Here is an 18,914-nt window from a genome sequence, read left to right as displayed (position 1 = left end):
GATTTATTTTACACCTGCAGCACTTGTTACTTCTTATGAATTTAAAGTTGTACTTTCTCTCATTTCCATATATCGTTCCAATTTCCTCTTTACTCTTTGTAAAGCGTTATCAATAGATTTCACATGCCTGTTTAACTGTTCTGAAATCTCTTGATAAGAACGACCATCTAAATATAAAGAAAGCACTTTTCTTTCTAAATCGCTTAATAATTCAGATATTTTTGATTCTATGTCTGTATATTCTTCCTGGCTAATGATCATCTCTTCAGGATCAGTCACCTTCGCTTCAGAAATAACATCCAATAACGTTCGATCAGATTCCTCATCGTAAATCGGCTTATCTAAAGACACATACGAATTTAAAGGAATATGTTTTTGTCTTGTTGCCGTTTTAATAGCGGTAATAATTTGTCGAGTGATACATAGTTCAGCAAATGCTTTGAATGAAGACAGCTTGTCCTCTTTATAATCACGAATTGCTTTAAACAACCCTATCATACCTTCTTGAACAATGTCTTCTCGATCGGCACCCACTAAAAAGTAAGATCTTGATTTCGCACGAACAAAGTTCTTATACTTGTGAATTAAATATTCTAGAGCGTCAGTATTACCTTTTCGAACTAACTCAACGATTGCCTCATCCTCTAAATCACGAAATGTAACGTCGCCTATACTTACGAAGCCTGCTTCCACCTTGATCCCTCCGACCGCTATTTATTTAGCAATATTATACAGTAAAAAGATAAAGAGCGTCAATGCTTCAACGCTCTCCTCTTCTTAATTTTTCTAATTTTTCTGTAATATCCTTACTAAATATCTTTCGCATGGCGGGCTGCTGTTCTTTCGCGTCTTTTGTACGCCTTCTTACTTGTTGTTCCATTGCTTGTACTTCCAACTCTAATTCACGCGCAGATTTTCGAAGGGCACCTTGCGCAAATATAACCCATTGTTCTGTATAATCAGAAGTCGCAACATATATTTGTGTATTTATATTTCTAAGCTCTATCGCAAGTTGCTCTATCTTTTCGTCTGCAGTTTGATTCTTTCGTGTGAATATTACTTCTACACGAGATTGTTTCATCTTTTTTTCAATACCATGGACTGTATAGGCATCAAAGACTATCATCACTTTTGTGCCTGTATAACCTTGATAATCCGCCATCTTATCAATAAGCGCATCTCTTGATGATTGTAAATCTACATCCCGCAGTTTCTTCAAATCTCCCCAAGCTCCGATAATGTTGTAGCCGTCAACGATTAAAATATCGTTCATTTTTTATTTACCAATTTCGTGACGTTTACGATATACCTCATACATTAACAAACTTGCGGCTACTGAAGCATTTAAGGATGTAACTTTACCAACCATCGGTAGAGTGATTAAGAAATCACACTTTTCACCAATAATACGACTCATACCTTTTCCTTCACTACCAATTACTAATCCAATCGGCATTGTACCATCTAAATTACGGTAATCCGTTTTCCCTTTGGCATCTGTACCAGCAATCCAAAGTCCACGCTCTTTTAATTCATCAATTGTACGAGATAAGTTTGTTACGCGCGCAACAGGAATGTATTCAATCGCTCCTGTTGATGCTTTCGCAACTGATGCGGTAAGTCCCACAGCTCTTCTCTTCGGAATAATAATTCCATGAGCTCCTGTTGCATCAGCAGTACGCATAATAGAACCTAGGTTATGCGGATCTTCAATCTCATCTAAAATCAAGAAGAACGGATCTTCATTACGTTTTTCTGCCACTTTGAATAAATCTTCTAACTCTGCATACTGATATGCAGCTACTTGAGCAATTACACCTTGATGATTACCCTCAACTAATTGATCTAACTTTTTCTTTGGTGCATGTTGTAAAATAATCTTATTTTCTTTCGCTAACGCTAGTACAATTTGTACTTGTCCTTTGGCAGCACCTTCTGCGATCCAAATTTTATTAATATCTCTCCCTGATCTTAACGCTTCAATTACAGGGTTACGTCCGATAATATATTCACTAGTCATGATGATGTGCCCCCTTCCTTTTCTTCTAAAACTGCAATTGCCTTATATACAATTTCGTCTAATCTTTCACGATTATTTAATAAATGATGATAACCAATTAGTGCTTCAAAGGCTGTACTATGTCGATATGTTTGTACATCCGTATTTTTCGGAACTGTACCTGAATTTGCATTACGCCCTCTTCTTAATACCGCCTCTTCTTCCTCTGTCAAAAATGCCGTCTCTAATAAATGATAAACAACTTTCGCCTGTGCTTTTGCTGAAACAAAGCTCGTCCCTAAGCGATGTAATTGATTAGGGCGAACTTTTCCTTTTTGAAGGAGGTGATAGCGGATATATTGTTCATATACCGCATCACCCATATACGCTAACGCCAAGCTGTTTAATTGCTTTGCATCAATCATCCTTATCCTCTTTTCCATCTTGTACCTTGAGCGGTATCTTCTAAAATAATATTACGTTCTTTTAAATCGTCACGAATTTGATCAGACAATGCGAAATCGCGATTTTTACGAGCTTCAATGCGCTTTTGGATAAGCTCTTCAATTTCTTCATCCAGTAATTCTTCTTTTGATAATTCTAATCCTAAAATATCAAATAACGTTTCCAGTTGTTTTACGTATGCTTCAATCACAACTTTAGATGTATGCTCTTCAAGTAAATATTGATTTGCATGATTTGCTACGTTGTATAATTCGGTAATTGCATTTGCAGTGTTAAAGTCATCATTCATTGCCTCTTCAAATGCAGTCTGGAATTTCTCTATTTCAGCTAACCATTTCTCATTATGGTCCGTTAAATCCGTACTACTCTCCATACGATGCTTTAAGTTTCCATAAGCTGTTTTAATTCTTTCCAGTCCATTATTCGTACTTTGTAATAACTCTTCACTAAAGTTAATCGGGTGACGATAGTGTACTGATAACATAAAGAATCTAATTAACTGCGGGTCGTATTGCTTAATAATATCGTGAACTAAAATAAAGTTACCCAGCGATTTAGACATCTTCTCATTGTTAATATTAATATATCCATTATGCATCCAGTAACGTGCAAACGTTTTTCCAGTCAATGCCTCTGACTGCGCAATTTCATTTTCATGATGCGGGAACGCCAAGTCTTGCCCACCAGCATGAATGTCAATTGTATCCCCTAAGTACTTACGCGCCATTGCTGAGCATTCAATATGCCATCCTGGACGTCCTTGCCCCCAAGGGCTTTCCCAGAAGATTTCTCCTTCTTTCGCAGCTTTCCATAAAGCAAAATCAAGAGGGTCTTGTTTCTTTTCCCCTACCTCAATACGAGCACCGTGACGTAAATCTGCGATTGGTTGATGTGATAATTTACCGTAACCTTCGAATTCCTTCGTCTTAAAGTACACATCACCCTCTGATTCATATGCATACCCTTTATTCACAAGTTCTTGAATAAATTCAATAATGATATCCATATTTTCTGTTACACGAGGATGAACTGTTGCGTGTTTGCAACCTAGTGCTGTTACATCTTCAAAGTACGCTTCAACAAAACGATCAGCAATCGTTGGTACATCTTCACCTAATTCATTTGCCGCTTTAATTAATTTATCATCTACGTCCGTAAAGTTAGATACATATTGCACATCGTATCCTTTGTATTCTAAATAACGACGCACTGTATCGAATACCATAGGAGGTCTTGCATTCCCAATATGAATGTAGTTATAAACTGTAGGTCCGCATACATACATCTTTACCTTATTTTCTTCTAATGGAACAAACTCTTCTTTTTGACGTGTTAACGTATTATAAATGTGAATAGTCATTTTTATCCTTCCTTTCTACCTTTAATTCCAATTGTTTCTTCAATTTATCAAGTTCTACTTCCATAGCCTTTAATTTATCAAAAATCGGATCTGGAAGGTCAGAGTGATTTAATTCTTGACCAATCTTTACTCCATTTTGAATAACGACACGGCCAGGTATACCTACAACTGTAGAATGTGCAGGAACTTCTTTTAATACGACAGACCCTGCTCCGATTTTAGAATTCTCTCCCACAGTAATAGACCCAAGAACTTTAGCACCCGTCGCAATTAATACATTATCCTGAATTGTTGGGTGCCTCTTCCCTTTTTCTTTTCCTGTACCACCTAATGTAACCCCTTGATAAATCGTTACATTATCACCAATTTCACAAGTTTCTCCAATTACAACTCCCATTCCATGATCTATAAAAAAGCGTCGACCAATAGTTGCTCCTGGATGGATCTCAATGCCAGTAAAAAAGCGGCTCACTTGTGAAACAAAACGTGCAAGAAAGAAAAAATTTCTTTTATAAAAAGCATGTGCAATTCGATGGGCCCAAACTGCATGTAATCCAGAGTAAGTTAAAATGACTTCGAAATAACCTCTTGCCGCTGGATCCTGTTCAAAAACGACTTCAATATCTTCCCGAAGCCTCTTAAACATCGGTGTTCCCTCCCCTTTATGGGCTGCTTTTTTGTCGAACGAACTAACTCCCCTAACTCATCACTTCTCCCCTAATTCTTTATATAAGGAGATAAATTCTATATTCATACCTATTTACACGGTATAAAAAAAAAGGCGTCTCTGTCATATTGACAGAGACGCCTTTTAAGCGCGGTTCCACTCTGTTTAGGCTTAAAAAAGCCTCAAACTCATCCATGATAACGGTGTACACCGCTTCTGCTTACTTTGCGGCCTAAGACATCCCACGAAGCAATTCGCTGTTCAGCAGAAGACTCGAAGGGGCATTTCAAAAATCCGCTTATAAACCACTCCCAGCCTAAAGGTGGTTCTCTCTGTAAAAAGCCTGATTTTCTACTTCTCCTTCTCGTCGCTTTTCCTTATTAGGTTTTAGGTATACTTATTATATTTCTAAACCTAGAAAATGTTAACCAATTACTTTTTGAAGACGATTTAAAACTTTTTCTTTTCCAAGAAGTGCAATAGCATTCGGAAGCTCTGGACCATGCGTTTGTCCTGTAGTTGCAACACGGATTGGCATAAATAAATTTTTACCTTTATGTCCTGTTTCCTTTTGAACTGCTTTAATCGCTGCCTTAATTGCTGCTGGCTCCATTGCTTCTAGAGCTTCTATTTGACCAGCAAATGCACGAAGTACTTCAGGTACTTGTTCACCATTTAATACTTCTTGTCCTTCTTCTTCATAATCAACATGATCTTTAAAGAACATTTCAGAAAGCTCTACAATTTCAGCTCCAAAACTCATTTGTTCATGGTATAAAGCAATTACATCACGAATCCAAGCTTGGTCTTGTTCGCTTAAAGTTTCTCCCACACGTCCAGCTTTCACTAAATGCGGTAAGCTTAACTCTACAACCGTATCTAAATCTTGCTTTTTCATATACTGGTTGTTCATCCATTTTAGTTTTTGAGAATCAAATAATGCAGGTGATTTTGATAAACGAGCTGCATCGAACATTTTGATAAACTCATCTTTAGAGAAGATTTCTTCTTCTCCTACCGGAGACCAACCTAGTAGTGCAATAAAGTTAAAGATTGCTTCTGGAAGATACCCAAGCTCTTTATATTGCTCAATAAATTGAATAATAGATTCATCACGCTTACTTAACTTTTTACGACTTTCATTAACAATTAGAGTCATATGACCGAATTGTGGAATATCCCAGCCGAAAGCTTCATAAATCATCATTTGTTTCGGTGTATTTGAAATATGATCATCACCACGAAGTACATGTGTAATTTCCATTAGATGATCATCTACTGCTACTGCAAAGTTATAAGTTGGAATTCCATCTTTTTTCACAATAACAAAATCACCGAAATCATTTGAATGGAACGCAACTTCATCTTTTACAATATCTTTGAATGTGTAGTCACGATCAGCTGGTACACGGAAACGAATACTTGGAATACGTCCCTCAGCTTCAAATTCTTTCACTTGTTCTTCAGTTAATTCACGGTGGTTACCTGCGTAACGAGGTGTTTCACCGCGAGCGATTTGTCCTTCACGCTCTGCTTCTAGCTCTTCTTCTGTCATATAACATTTATAAGCTAGACCACGCTCTAATAAATCTTCATATAATTTTTTATAAATATCTAAACGCTCTGTTTGGCGATATGGTCCAAATTCACCACCAACATCAACACCTTCATCCCAGTCCATACCGAGCCATTTCAAGTATTTTAATTGGCTTTCTTCTCCACCAGCCACGTTACGTTTTACATCAGTATCTTCAATACGAATAATAAATTTGCCATCTAAATGACGAGCAAATAAATAATTAAATAATGCCGTACGCGCATTTCCGATATGTAAGTGTCCTGTTGGACTTGGCGCGTAGCGCACTCTCACTTGCTTTTCCATAATTGGTACACCTTCCATTCTTAATGTCAACACATTCTATAATTGTACACCAAAAAAATGTGATTATCCATCTTACGAATTAAAAACCATTATTTTTTCTGTAATAAAACAACCGCTTGAGAAGCAATCCCTTCTTCTCTACCTGTAAATCCTAATTTTTCTGTTGTTGTTGCCTTTACATTAATGTTATTGATAGACGTTTCTAACAGTTCACTAATGCGCTTACGCATGCTCTCAATATGTGGTGCCATTTTTGGTTTTTGAGCAATAATTGTACAATCTAAATTTCCTAACTCGTAACCTTGTTCACGCACAAATTCCCAAACTTTTTGTAACAATACAGCTGAATCTGCATCTTTAAAAGCTGGGTCTGTATCAGGAAAATGCTTTCCGATATCTCCTGCTGCAATCGCACCTAAACATGCATCAGCAATCGTATGTAACAATACATCTGCATCTGAATGACCAATTAATCCTTTCTCGTGTGGAATTGTAATTCCACCGATAATCAACGGACGCCCTTCCGCAAATTCATGTACATCAAAACCTTGTCCAATTCGAAACATCCTTACTTCCTCCTTAAGCTAAACTACTGAGCTTTATGACTCTATATTATATCGCTATCCTTATAAAGAAAAGCCCGGCTGTTGCCGAGCTTTTCTTTATTAACACATCATCAACGTTATTTCTTCTGAACACGAAGGAAACTTTCAGCAATTAGTAGATCTTCCGGAGTCGTCACTTTAATATTATAGTAACTCCCCTCCACTACACCAACTTGCTTCCCAACGCGTTCTACGAGACTTGCATCATCTGTGCCAAGAAAACAACTTTGCTTTGCGCTTCTATGAGCTTCTAGCAAAAGAGAAACAGAGAATCCTTGTGGTGTTTGTACAGCGTTAAGTTGAGACCGCTCTACCGTTTCTACAACAACACCCTGCTCTACTTTCTTAACAGTATCTTTTACTGGCACTGCACAAATGGAAGCTCCATATTTTTCTGCTGCAGTTAATACATCGCGAATCACTTTATTCGTTACGAACGGGCGCGCCCCGTCATGAACAAGAACATATTCGACACCACTCGCATACTGAAGTGCGTTATATACGCTATCTTGTCTTTCGGCTCCACCCTGAATAAATTGTACCTGCTTTTCAATCTGGTACTTCTGCATCAACTCTTCAAAATACGGGCGTTCTTCTTCGTTAATTGCCATAATAATACTTTTGCACGCTTTATCTTTTTCAAAAGCACGCAATGTGTGCACAATAATTGGTACTTCATCTATAAGTAAAAATAACTTATTTTTACCAGCACCCATTCGTTTCCCTTGGCCCGCTGCCGGAATAATTAATGTATACATATTAATAATCCTCTACTTATAATGCTTTTTCTAGCAATTTACGTTTTGCGAAAATCATACGACCAGCCGATGTTTGTAATACGCTAGTAACAAGTACATCAAGTTGTGAACCCACATACTCTCTACCATCTTCTACTACAATCATCGTACCATCATCTAAGTATGCAACACCTTGATTCTGTTCTTTACCATCTTTCACAACATAAACACTTAATTCTTCACCAGGGAGTACGACTGGTTTAATCGCATTAGCTAAATCATTAATGTTTAACACCGTAACCCCTTGTAATTCAGAAACTTTGTTTAAATTGAAATCGTTTGTTACTACAGTTCCACCAGTGATTTTTGCCAACTTTACAAGCTTGCTATCTACTTCTTGGATATCATCGAAATCGCCTTCATAAATTTCTACCGGAATTGGCATCTCCTTTTGAATACGATTTAAAATGTCTAGCCCTCTGCGGCCACGATTACGCTTTAAAGCATCTGAAGAATCGGCAATATGCTGAAGCTCTTCTAATACGAATTGCGGAATGACAATTGTTCCTTCTAAAAACTTTGTTTGGCAAATATCTGCAATACGTCCGTCAATAATTACACTCGTATCAAGAATTTTCCAATGAGTCGTAGATTTTTCTGCTTCGACCTCTACCTCTTCATTCTCACTATTGTTTTTCTTCTTACCTCCGCGTTGGGGTAATGTAAATAATCCTAGCAATTCATTCCTCTTTTTAAACCCTACTTGGAATCCTAAATATCCAAGTAAAAGGGTGAAGAACACTTGCAACACCGTACTAATAACTGGAATTGTAAATTCACGAATTGGTATCAAAATTAAATATGCAACAATAAGACCAGAGATTAATCCTAATGTACCAAATAAAACATCTGCTACAGGCGCCTTTACAAGAGCCTCTTCAATATGCTTAATAAGTTGAACAATATAATCTACAAGCCAAAATGTTGTTAAAAATAAAATAATTGCACCAATAATTGCACGAACATACGATCCTTCCAACAAAGGAACCGCACCGATATCTAATACATTAATAATTTTTGGGATTAAGTAAATCCCTAACGCTCCCCCGATCACTAAAAAGAAGAGCTGTACAATCCGTTTTAACATCCAACCACCTCCTACTCATTATTAACCATTGTTTCGCTAATCAAAACGCCGAATGCAAAAGCGGACGTGTTTTTTTGTAAATAGTTTTATTTACCAATATATCATATCATATACCAAAAATGTTCTAGTGTCGTTATATTATAGAATCAATGTAATATTCTTAATTGTGTCTACTCATATAGAGATGCTCTTGAATTCTTTTTAGACCTTCTCGTATTTTCTTCGCTCTCACTTCTCCAATTCCTTCCACATCATCCAATTCATTAATAGTTGCTCGGCAAACACCTTGCAATGTTTTAAATCGATTAATTAAATTCTCGATAATAAGTGGCGGAACACGAGAAATCTTGCTTGTGATTCGGTACCCTCTAGGTGTCACACTTTCTTCTAAACTTGTTTGTCCTGGATACCCAAGTAATTTAACTAAATCACTATCCTCTAAAAGTTGTGTATTTGCAAGATCTTGTAACTTTTTCAAGATTTGATGATGGTCTTGTGTTTTCTCCTGGTGATAATCTTTAATTAACAATGCTGCCTCTGCCTCTAAATCAGCTAGTAATTCTGTAAGCTGTAAACGAATTAACCTACCTTCTGTTCCTAGCTCATGAATATAGCTCAATATTTCATTTTTTATACGCAGCACCATTTCAACACTATGTAAAACGTGAACCACCTCGGACATTGTAACGACCTCTTCAAATTCTAGAATACCCAAATTCGTAATGCCGTCATTCCATACAGCCTTATATTTTTCTAGCGTTTGAATTGCTTGATTTGCCTTCGTTAAAATGACACCTATATCTTTTAGTGTATAACGTAAGTTCCCTTGATATAGCGTAATTACATTACGTCTTTGTGAAATGGCCACAACAAGGCTGCCCGTCTGCTTTGCTACACGCTCTGCTGTTCGGTGACGCATACCTGTTTCAATAGAATCAATAGATGAATCCGGAACTAACTGTGCGTTTGCAATTAAAATTTTACTTCCAGTTTCATTTAAAATAAGTGCTCCATCCATTTTTGCTAATTCATATAAACTAGCAGGAGAGAATGCGCAATTAATATGAAAACCACCATCAACAATGCTTTTAATCTGCTCATTATACCCAAGAACAATTAGTCCCCCTGTTTGTGCACGAAGTACATTATCTATCCCTTCGCGCAGTGGTGTTCCCGGGGCTACGAGCTGTAAAATATTAATTATACTTTTGACACGTTGCTTATTTTCTTCCATAGCCTAGCCTCCTAATGTCAAACGAAGCGCTTCTCCTAAATTAGAAACACCTACAACCTCAATCCCCTCTGGAATTGTCCACCCCCCTAAATTTTTTCTAGGAATGATAGCACGTTGAAATCCTAATTTAGCTGCTTCTTGTACACGTTGTTCGATTCTTGATACTCTTCTTATTTCTCCAGTTAATCCAACTTCTCCTATTACCGCATCAGTTGGTGCCGTAGATTTATCTCTAAAACTTGAAGCTATACTTAAGGCAACAGCTAAATCAATTGCCGGTTCATCTAATTTCAAACCACCAGCTACTTTTAAATACGCATCTTGATTTTGTAATAGTAAACCTGTTCTTTTCTCTAGTACCGCCATAATAAGCGAGACACGATTATGATCAATTCCTGTCGCCATTCTTCGAGGATTTCCAAAACTAGTAGGGGAAATTAATGCCTGTATTTCTACTAAAACTGGTCTTGTTCCTTCCATTGAGGCAACTACTGTTGAACCTGCAACTCCAACTGGTCTTTCCTCAAGGAAAATTTCAGAAGGATTTAAGACTTCTGCAAGGCCAAGTTCTTTCATTTCAAAGATACCCATTTCATTCGTAGAACCAAAACGATTCTTTACAGCTCGTAAAATACGATATGTATGGTGTCGATCTCCTTCAAAGTAAAGAACTGCATCGACCATATGTTCTAACATACGCGGCCCCGCAATTGCACCTTCTTTTGTCACATGTCCTACGATGAAAATTGGGATTCCCTTTGTTTTTGCAAGTTTCATTAATTCTGCTGTACATTCACGTACTTGCGCCACGCTACCAGGAGCTGATGTCACCTCAGGTAAATGTATCGTTTGAATAGAATCAATAACAACAAAAGCAGGATTCATCTCTTCAATATGTGCTGCAATACGCTGTAAATCTGTCTCTGATACAACAAATAGATTACTACCATTTACATGTAAACGATCTGCACGAAGTTTAATCTGCTTTGCTGACTCCTCACCTGATATATACAATACATCATATGAAGCATCTGCTAATTGCGAGGAAATCTGTAATAATAACGTTGATTTTCCAATCCCAGGGTCCCCACCAATAAGTACTAAAGATCCATCTACAATTCCGCCACCTAGTACACGGTTAAACTCCTGAAATTTTGTTTCAATACGTGCCTCAGACTTTGTTTCTACTTCTGTAAGACGTCTTGGTTTTGTTACTTCTGTTTGAATTGCATTTGCATAATTTAGGCGTCTGGATGATACAACGGGTTCCATCTCTTCAACAAGCGAATTCCATTGACCACACCCTGGACATTTACCCATATATTTTGGTGATTGATAACCACACTCTTGACATGTGAATTTTGTTTTCTTTTTAGCCATATCTTTTTATATTTCACTTCGCTTTCATCTATAAACATTTGACCTTCTCGTACAAGAAAGAGGGCTATCTCGTAGCCCTCTTAGTTTGTCTATACTTATTTTACCTTTTCAGCACTATGAATGACAAATGTTTCCCCTTCTACATCAAAGATAACTTTTTGTCCTTTCTCAATAGCACCTTTTAAAAGTTCTTCCGATAGTCTATCTTCTACATGCTTCTGAATTGCTCTACGTAGTGGACGAGCACCATATTCACGATCAAACCCTTTATCAGCAATAGCTGCAATCGCCCCTTCTGTTAATTGCAATTCAATTTCTTGTTCTTTTAAGCGATTCACTAACTGATTTACCATAAGAGTCACAATTTCTTGAATATGTTTTTTCTCAAGCATATGGAATACGATAATTTCATCAATACGGTTTAAGAATTCTGGACGAAATGCCTTTTTCAGCTCATCCATTACTTTACCTTTCATATCCGAATAATCACGGCTTTCATCTTGTACGTTAAATCCAAGATGTTTGTTACGTTTTAACGCCTCAGCACCAACGTTAGACGTCATAATAACAATCGTATTACGGAAGTCAACTGTACGTCCTTTAGAATCAGTTAAACGACCATCTTCCAATACCTGTAGTAAAATATTAAATACATCAGGATGCGCCTTCTCTACTTCATCTAATAGGACAACTGAATACGGCTTACGACGAACCTTCTCTGTTAATTGTCCGCCTTCTTCATACCCAACATATCCTGGAGGAGAACCAACTAAGCGAGAAGTTGAATGTTTCTCCATATACTCAGACATATCAATGCGAATCATTGCATCCTCATCACCGAACATAGATTCTGCCAATGCTCTTGCTAATTCTGTTTTACCTACACCTGTTGGTCCTAAGAAAATAAATGAACCAATTGGACGTTTCGGATCTTTCAGTCCTGCTCTTGCACGACGAACAGCTTTCGCTACAGCCACTACCGCTTCATCCTGGCCGATGACACGATCATGAAGAATGGATTCTAAGTTTAATAATTTATCAGTCTCTGTTTGTGCAAGTTTAGAAACAGGGATACGTGTCCATGTAGAAACGACATTTGCAATATCTTCTACCGTAACCTCTGAATTTTCTTTTCCTTGTTGTTCTTTCCACTGACGCTTTGTATCTTCCAATTTCTCACGTAAGCGTTGTTCCATATCACGTAAGGAAGCAGCCTTTTCAAACTCTTGACTTTGTACAGCCGCATCTTTTTCTTTTCGAATTTCCTCAAGATTCACTTCAAGCTCTTTTAAGTTTGGTGGTGTTGTATAAGAACGTAAGCGAACCTTTGAAGCAGCTTCATCAATTAAATCAATTGCTTTATCTGGTAAGAAACGATCCGTAATATAACGATCGGAAAGTTTCACAGCTGCATCAATTGCATCATCTGTAATAGACACACGGTGATGGGCCTCATAACGATCGCGTAAACCTTTCAAGATTTGAGTTGATTCTTCTAGACTCGGCTCATCAACATGAATTGGCTGGAAACGTCTCTCTAAAGCTGCATCCTTTTCAATATATTTACGATACTCATCTAAAGTTGTCGCACCAATACATTGTAATTCTCCGCGTGCTAAAGATGGTTTTAAAATATTTGATGCATCGATTGCACCTTCTGCTCCACCTGCACCGATTAATGTATGAAGTTCATCAATAAATAGAATAATATTCCCTGCTTGACGTATTTCATCCATTACTTTCTTTAAACGATCTTCAAACTCACCACGATATTTCGTCCCAGCTACCACTGTTCCCATATCTAGTGTCATAACACGCTTATCTCTTAACGTTTCAGGAACTTCATTATTTACGATTTGCTGTGCTAACCCTTCAGCAATTGCTGTTTTACCTACACCAGGCTCTCCAATTAACACTGGATTGTTTTTTGTTCTACGGCTTAACACTTCAATTACACGTTGAATTTCTTTACTACGTCCAATAACAGGATCCAAACGATTCTCACGTGCAACAACTGTTAAGTCGCGCGCTAAACTGTCTAGTGTCGGTGTATTTGCATTTGTCGATGAACCACCTTGGTGACCTGAACTTGCTTCGTTACTTCCAAGAAGTTGTAACACTTGTTGTCTTGCTTTGTTAAGGCTGACGCCTAAATTATTTAAAACACGTGCCGCTACACCTTCACCTTCACGGATTAAGCCAAGTAAAATATGTTCTGTTCCAACGTAAGAATGTCCTAGCTTACGCGCTTCATCCATAGACAATTCAATAACTTTTTTAGCACGAGGTGTATAATGTACAGTTTGAGAAGCTTCTGTTCCACGTCCAATTAACGCTTCTACCTCTTTTTGCACTTTCTCCGGGCTCAATCCAAGAGCAATTAACGCTTTTGCTGCAATTCCTTCACCTTCGCGTACAAGCCCAAGTAAAATATGTTCTGTTCCAATATTATTATGCCCAATGCGAATTGCTTCCTCTTGAGATAAAGCTAATACTTTCTGTGCTCTTTCTGTAAATCTTCCAAACATCATAGAAATCGCCTCCTACTTGCGCTTAGTTTTTTTCAATACGTAATCGCTCACGGATTAAGGTTGCTCTTCGATAATCTCTTTCTTCTGGTCCTAAAGGTCCTCCTGCGTATTGTTGTAAAATACCTGGTTGCGTAAGAACCATTAGCTCAGTCAAAATATTTCTCGATATACCTTTTATATATCCTAGATCAATACCAAGTCGTACATCCGATAAGCAAGTTGCCGCTTCTGCAGATTGAATTAAACGACTATTTGCTAGTATACCGTAAGAACGATAAACCTTATCTTCAAGCTCAATACTCGAATTTTGTACAATTAATTCTCTGGCCAATTTTTCTTGTTGTATAATTTGCTGCATGACACTCTTTAAATCTGCAATAATATCTTCTTCGGATTTCCCTAGCGTCATTTGATTTGATACTTGAAATATATTACCTAACGCTTCGCTACCTTCACCGTATATTCCTCTTACTACTAAACCTAATTTTTGAATTACTTGTATAATACGGCTAATTCTTTTTGTTAAAACCAGCCCTGGTAAATGAATCATTACAGAAGCTCTTAATCCTGTACCAACGTTAGTAGGACAACTCGTAATATATCCAAGTGATTCATCAAAAGCATATTCAACCTCTTTCTCAATCCAATTATCTATTTGATTGGCGCTTTGAAGCGCCTTTGATAACTGTAGTCCTGGAAATAGGCACTGAATCCTAATGTGGTCTTCCTCATTAAGCATCACACTAATGTGTTCGCTTTCTGATAACAGACATGCTCCATATTCAGTCCCTGCTAGATTTGGACTAATTAAATGCTTTTCGACTAAAACTCTCCTTTGAAGAGGCGTTAATTCATTCATTTTTAATAGTCCAAACTTCCCAAAGGGCTCTACCGCTTTATTTATAAATTTCTTTTTAAATAATTCTTGAACCTTTTGAGCTTCCTCTTCGTTTTGCATAGTAGAAAATTGATATTGCTTAAAATTACGAGCCAAACGAATTCGACTACTTAAAACAATATCAGAATCAGGGCCATCCCCCTTCATCCATGGACTAATCGCTTCATTCATAATTTTGTCCAGTGACATAGAACTACTCCCCCTCTCTATGCTCACTAAGCTGAGTTTCAAGCCCTCGAATTTCATCTCTTACCTCAGCAGCTTTCTCAAACTCCTCATTCTGTACATATTGTTTCAGAATAAGTTTTAGTTCATCTAATTCTTTCTTTAAGTGGATATTTCCTTCCATTCGTTCCGGAATTTTTCCACAATGTTCTGTATGTCCACCATGAAGTCGTTTTAACAATGGGTTTAAGTGTCCTTTAAATGTATCGTAACAAGAAGCACAACCAAGGCGTCCCACCTTTGTAAAATGTTCGTATGTCATCTTACAACCTGGACATCTTATTGTATTTGTATTTGAAAACCCGTTTTTTCCTTCTCCAAACATTGTTGATTCACCGTGTAATAAACCAGCAAATACATCATGAAATGAAAAGTTAGACTGTGATGATTGAAAGAAAGACGTATAGCCACTTTGCTCTGCACATTGCTCACAAAGATGAACTTCCGCCTTCTTCTCGTTGATTACTTTTGTATAATGTAAAGTTGCTGGTCTTATATTACAGTTTTGACAAGTCATCAATATCCCCACCTTTACAACAGGAACGATCTACCTCATGATACTTTTCATACATTACTAGATTGTCCTCTTTCCTTAATCCATTTAGATAAAAGTACATGCTCTTTTTCAAAACTTCTACAATATTTAACTGCCCTATCTTAATTATCATTCTTTTACAAAAGCTGTATTTATTTATATTTCAGTGTTCTTAACATTGCGCATAATATTCGAGCCCTAAGTTCATCTCGAGAAGGAATATCCATTGATAATACAGAACGATCTAGTACACTTAACATTAGTTTTGCTTCACGGCCTGTTATGATTCCCTCTTCTAATAAACGTATAATCATACTCTCTGCATTCCCTTGTGCAACGCTATGATCAATCATATGAAGCATTTGATCAATAATGTCTATATCATCATGCAGTTTGACTTTTATAATGCGAATGTAACCTCCTCCACCACGTTTACTTTCTACTACAAATCCTCTTTCTAATGTAAAACGGGTATTGATTACATAATTGATTTGAGATGGTACGCACTCGAATCGATCCGCAATCTCATTTCTTTTGATTTCAATCACATTATTATTACTTAAGTCAATAACTTGCTTTAGATATTGCTCAATGATATCAGATATATTTCTCATTTATCCGCCACCTTTATTGACTTTGACTATCTTTGACTTTAATTATATACGTATTAATAAAATTTGCAACTCTTTTGCTTATTCACTATCCTAGCCACATTCCCCTGCATTTAATCAAAATAGTAATTATTTAAGGACATTTTTTAATTACTATGGATTATAAAAGAAAACACGAAAAAACACGAGTCATTTGACTCGTGTTTAGTTGCTTGGCGACGTCCTACTCTCACAGGGACAAGGTCCCAACTACCATCGGCGCTAGAGAGCTTAACTTCCGTGTTCGGTATGGGAACGGGTGTGACCTCTCTGCCATCATCACCAAACTATGAAGGCATATTCCTTCAAAACTAGATAACATTTGCTACATATTATATGGTTAAGTCCTCGATCTATTAGTATTCGTCAGCTCCACATGTCACCATGCTTCCACCTCGAACCTATCAACCTGATCATCTTTCAGGGATCTTACTAGCTTACGCTATGGGAAATCTCATCTTGAGGGGGGCTTCATGCTTAGATGCTTTCAGCACTTATCCCTTCCGCACATAGCTACCCAGCTATGCCCTTGGCAGAACAACTGGTACACCAGCGGTGCGTCCATCCCGGTCCTCTCGTACTAAGGACAGCTCCTCTCAAATTTCCTACGCCCACGACGGATAGGGACCGAACTGTCTCACGACGTTCTGAACCCAGCTCGCGTACCGCTTTAATGGGCGAACAGCCCAACCCTTGGGACCGACTACAGCCCCAGGATGCGATGAGCCGACATCGAGGTGCCAAACCTCCCCGTCGATGTGGACTCTTGGGGGAGATAAGCCTGTTATCCCCGGGGTAGCTTTTATCCGTTGAGCGATGGCCCTTCCATGCGGAACCACCGGATCACTAAGCCCGACTTTCGTCCCTGCTCGACTTGTAGGTCTCGCAGTCAAGCTCCCTTATGCCTTTGCACTCTACGAATGATTTCCAACCATTCTGAGGGAACCTTTGGGCGCCTCCGTTACACTTTAGGAGGCGACCGCCCCAGTCAAACTGCCCACCTGACACTGTCTCCCGGGTCGATAAGACCCGTAGGTTAGAATTTCAATACAGTCAGGGCGGTATCCCACCAGCGCCTCCACCGAAGCTAGCGCTCCGGTTTCAATGGCTCCCGCCTATCCTGTACAAACTGTACCAAAATTCAATATCAGGCTACAGTAAAGCTCCACGGGGTCTTTCCGTCCTGTCGCGGGTAACCTGCATCTTCACAGGTACTATAATTTCACCGAGTCTCTGGTTGAGACAGTGCCCAAATCGTTACACCTTTCGTGCGGGTCGGAACTTACCCGACAAGGAATTTCGCTACCTTAGGACCGTTATAGTTACGGCCGCCGTTTACTGGGGCTTCAGTTCAGAGCTTCGCTTACGCTAACCCCTCTCCTTAACCTTCCAGCACCGGGCAGGTGTCACCCCCTATACTTCGCCTTACGGCTTCGCAGAGAGCTGTGTTTTTGCTAAACAGTCGCTTGGGCCTATTCACTGCGGCTTTCCGTTAAGAAAGCACCCCTTCTCCCGAAGTTACGGGGTCATTTTGCCGAGTTCCTTAACCAGAGTTCTCTCGCACACCTTAGGATTCTCTCCTCGCCTACCTGTGTCGGTTTGCGGTACAGGCACCTTTTATCTCGCTAGAAGCTTTTCTTGGCAGCGGGGAATCAAAGACTTCGCTCCATAAGGAGCTTCCCCATCACAGCTCAGCCTTTATGATAAGCGGATTTGCCTACTTATCAGCCTAACTGCTTGGACGTGCACAACCAATCGCACGCTTCTTCTATCCTTCTGCGTCCCTCCATTGCTCAAACGATAAAGAGGTGGTACAGGAATATCAACCTGTTGTCCATCGCCTACGCCTGTCGGCCTCGGCTTAGGTCCTGACTAACCCTGAGCGGACGAGCCTTCCTCAGGAAACCTTAGGCATTCGGTGGACGGGATTCTCACCCGTCTTTCGCTACTCATACCGGCATTCTCACTTCTAAGCACTCCACCAGTCCTTACGGTCTGACTTCACTGTCCTTAGAACGCTCCCCTACCACTGATACCATTGGTATCAATCCGCAGCTTCGGTGGTGTATTTAGCCCCGGTACATTTTCGGCGCAGAGTCACTCGACTAGTGAGCTATTACGCACTCTTTAAATGGTGGCTGCTTCTAAGCCAACATCCTAGTTGTCTAAGCAACTCCACATCCTTTTCCACTTAATACACACTTTGGGACCTTAGCTGGCGGTCTGGGCTGTTTCCCTTTTGACTACGGATCTTATCACTCGCAGTCTGACTCCTAAGGATAAGTCATTGGCATTCGGAGTTTGACTGAATTCGGTAATCCGATGAGGACCCCTAGTCCAATCAGTGCTCTACCTCCAAGACTCTTACACTTAAGGCTAGCCCTAAAGCTATTTCGGGGAGAACCAGCTATCTCCAGGTTCGATTGGAATTTCTCCGCTACCCACACCTCATCCCCGCACTTTTCAACGTGCGTGGGTTCGGGCCTCCATTCAGTGTTACCTGAACTTCACCCTGGACATGGGTAGATCACCTGGTTTCGGGTCTACGACCACGTACTAAACGCCCTATTCAGACTCGCTTTCGCTGCGGCTCCGCCTC

16 protein-coding genes, 2 rRNA genes and 1 other annotated feature (1 of these 19 running past the window's edge) are annotated in these 18,914 nt (G+C 39.0%); all 18 genes read right to left on the bottom strand.

Annotated elements, in window-relative coordinates:
- Positions 1–33: 33 nt before the first annotated feature.
- Entirely contained in the window at positions 34–693 is a 660-nt protein-coding gene (locus tag DN407_RS00590; RefSeq protein ID WP_000387193.1) for an RNA polymerase factor sigma-70, read from the bottom strand.
- Positions 694–760: 67 nt separating this feature from the next.
- Positions 761–1,273: an NYN domain-containing protein gene (locus DN407_RS00585; protein ID WP_000997880.1), complete on the bottom strand. Its 513-nt coding sequence runs from the start codon at positions 1,271–1,273 to the stop codon at positions 761–763.
- 3 nt (positions 1,274–1,276) lie between these two features.
- Positions 1,277–2,020 carry a 23S rRNA (guanosine(2251)-2'-O)-methyltransferase RlmB gene (gene rlmB / locus DN407_RS00580; protein ID WP_000200237.1) on the bottom strand — a complete coding sequence of 248 codons (744 nt, stop codon included), beginning with the start codon at positions 2,018–2,020 and terminating at the stop codon, positions 1,277–1,279.
- Positions 2,017–2,424, bottom strand: a complete 408-nt coding sequence (locus DN407_RS00575) for a Mini-ribonuclease 3 (RefSeq protein ID WP_000564261.1) — start codon at positions 2,422–2,424, stop codon at positions 2,017–2,019. Before DN407_RS00575 ends, rlmB begins: the two co-directional genes overlap by 4 nt.
- Positions 2,425–2,426: 2 nt before the next feature.
- On the bottom strand, positions 2,427–3,824 hold the full coding sequence (gene cysS / locus DN407_RS00570) for a cysteine--tRNA ligase (protein ID WP_000152276.1): 1,398 nt from the start codon (positions 3,822–3,824) through the stop codon (positions 2,427–2,429).
- Positions 3,805–4,470: a serine O-acetyltransferase gene (gene cysE, locus DN407_RS00565; RefSeq protein ID WP_000476497.1), complete on the bottom strand. Its 666-nt coding sequence runs from the start codon at positions 4,468–4,470 to the stop codon at positions 3,805–3,807. The genes cysS and cysE overlap by 20 nt, the downstream gene beginning before the upstream one ends.
- 151 nt (positions 4,471–4,621) lie before the next feature.
- Positions 4,622–4,868, bottom strand: a binding site (T-box leader).
- 47 nt (positions 4,869–4,915) lie between these two features.
- Positions 4,916–6,373 (bottom strand): glutamate--tRNA ligase, encoded by a 1,458-nt coding sequence (gene gltX / locus DN407_RS00560; RefSeq protein WP_000415143.1) that lies wholly within the window; start codon positions 6,371–6,373, stop codon positions 4,916–4,918.
- A gap of 89 nt (positions 6,374–6,462) precedes the next feature.
- On the bottom strand, positions 6,463–6,939 hold the full coding sequence (ispF, locus tag DN407_RS00555) for a 2-C-methyl-D-erythritol 2,4-cyclodiphosphate synthase (protein ID WP_000488388.1): 477 nt from the start codon (positions 6,937–6,939) through the stop codon (positions 6,463–6,465).
- Positions 6,940–7,055: 116 nt separating this feature from the next.
- The gene (ispD, locus tag DN407_RS00550; RefSeq protein ID WP_000288286.1) at positions 7,056–7,736 is read right to left on the bottom strand and encodes a 2-C-methyl-D-erythritol 4-phosphate cytidylyltransferase; all 681 of its coding nucleotides are present in this window, start codon (positions 7,734–7,736) and stop codon (positions 7,056–7,058) included.
- Positions 7,737–7,752: 16 nt separating this feature from the next.
- Positions 7,753–8,862, bottom strand: a complete 1,110-nt coding sequence (locus tag DN407_RS00545; protein WP_000919677.1) for a PIN/TRAM domain-containing protein — start codon at positions 8,860–8,862, stop codon at positions 7,753–7,755.
- Between the two features lie 160 nt (positions 8,863–9,022).
- Positions 9,023–10,096 carry a DNA integrity scanning diadenylate cyclase DisA gene (gene disA / locus DN407_RS00540; protein WP_000392158.1) on the bottom strand — a complete coding sequence of 358 codons (1,074 nt, stop codon included), beginning with the start codon at positions 10,094–10,096 and terminating at the stop codon, positions 9,023–9,025.
- A 3-nt stretch (positions 10,097–10,099) separates the two neighbouring features.
- A complete protein-coding gene (radA, locus tag DN407_RS00535) occupies positions 10,100–11,476 on the bottom strand; it encodes a DNA repair protein RadA (protein ID WP_001085202.1) in 1,377 nt (458 codons plus the stop codon).
- A gap of 95 nt (positions 11,477–11,571) precedes the next feature.
- Entirely contained in the window at positions 11,572–14,007 is a 2,436-nt protein-coding gene (gene clpC / locus DN407_RS00530; RefSeq protein WP_000971187.1) for an ATP-dependent protease ATP-binding subunit ClpC, read from the bottom strand.
- Positions 14,008–14,029: 22 nt separating this feature from the next.
- Entirely contained in the window at positions 14,030–15,094 is a 1,065-nt protein-coding gene (gene mcsB / locus DN407_RS00525) for a protein-arginine kinase McsB (RefSeq protein WP_000050842.1), read from the bottom strand.
- Between the two features lie 4 nt (positions 15,095–15,098).
- Positions 15,099–15,647 (bottom strand): protein-arginine kinase activator protein McsA, encoded by a 549-nt coding sequence (mcsA, locus tag DN407_RS00520; RefSeq protein ID WP_000128398.1) that lies wholly within the window; start codon positions 15,645–15,647, stop codon positions 15,099–15,101.
- A gap of 170 nt (positions 15,648–15,817) precedes the next feature.
- Positions 15,818–16,279, bottom strand: a complete 462-nt coding sequence (ctsR, locus tag DN407_RS00515) for a transcriptional regulator CtsR (RefSeq protein ID WP_001244565.1) — start codon at positions 16,277–16,279, stop codon at positions 15,818–15,820.
- 207 nt (positions 16,280–16,486) lie between these two features.
- Positions 16,487–16,602 (bottom strand): 5S ribosomal RNA (gene rrf / locus DN407_RS00510).
- A 49-nt stretch (positions 16,603–16,651) separates the two neighbouring features.
- A 23S ribosomal RNA gene (locus DN407_RS00505) occupies positions 16,652–18,914 on the bottom strand; it runs 659 nt beyond the window's last position.

Source organism: Bacillus sp. JAS24-2 (assembly GCF_008274905.1).
GTDB lineage: Bacteria > Bacillota > Bacilli > Bacillales > Bacillaceae_G > Bacillus_A > Bacillus_A cereus.
Note: the sequence above shows the minus strand (reverse complement) of the source record. Positions and strands in the feature narration are given on the sequence as shown.

Coding starts and splice junctions, on each gene's coding strand:
- gltX (WP_000415143.1), bottom strand. CDS start 6,373: ATGGAAAAGCAAGTGAGAGTGCGCTACGCGCCAAGTCCAACAGGACAC.
- disA (WP_000392158.1), bottom strand. CDS start 10,096: ATGGAAGAAAATAAGCAACGTGTCAAAAGTATAATTAATATTTTACAG.
- DN407_RS00575 (WP_000564261.1), bottom strand. CDS start 2,424: ATGATTGATGCAAAGCAATTAAACAGCTTGGCGTTAGCGTATATGGGT.
- clpC (WP_000971187.1), bottom strand. CDS start 14,007: ATGATGTTTGGAAGATTTACAGAAAGAGCACAGAAAGTATTAGCTTTA.
- mcsB (WP_000050842.1), bottom strand. CDS start 15,094: ATGTCACTGGACAAAATTATGAATGAAGCGATTAGTCCATGGATGAAG.
- mcsA (WP_000128398.1), bottom strand. CDS start 15,647: ATGACTTGTCAAAACTGTAATATAAGACCAGCAACTTTACATTATACA.
- rlmB (WP_000200237.1), bottom strand. CDS start 2,020: ATGACTAGTGAATATATTATCGGACGTAACCCTGTAATTGAAGCGTTA.
- cysE (WP_000476497.1), bottom strand. CDS start 4,470: ATGTTTAAGAGGCTTCGGGAAGATATTGAAGTCGTTTTTGAACAGGAT.
- ispD (WP_000288286.1), bottom strand. CDS start 7,736: ATGTATACATTAATTATTCCGGCAGCGGGCCAAGGGAAACGAATGGGT.
- ctsR (WP_001244565.1), bottom strand. CDS start 16,279: ATGAGAAATATATCTGATATCATTGAGCAATATCTAAAGCAAGTTATT.
- DN407_RS00545 (WP_000919677.1), bottom strand. CDS start 8,862: ATGTTAAAACGGATTGTACAGCTCTTCTTTTTAGTGATCGGGGGAGCG.
- radA (WP_001085202.1), bottom strand. CDS start 11,476: ATGGCTAAAAAGAAAACAAAATTCACATGTCAAGAGTGTGGTTATCAA.
- DN407_RS00585 (WP_000997880.1), bottom strand. CDS start 1,273: ATGAACGATATTTTAATCGTTGACGGCTACAACATTATCGGAGCTTGG.
- cysS (WP_000152276.1), bottom strand. CDS start 3,824: ATGACTATTCACATTTATAATACGTTAACACGTCAAAAAGAAGAGTTT.
- ispF (WP_000488388.1), bottom strand. CDS start 6,939: ATGTTTCGAATTGGACAAGGTTTTGATGTACATGAATTTGCGGAAGGG.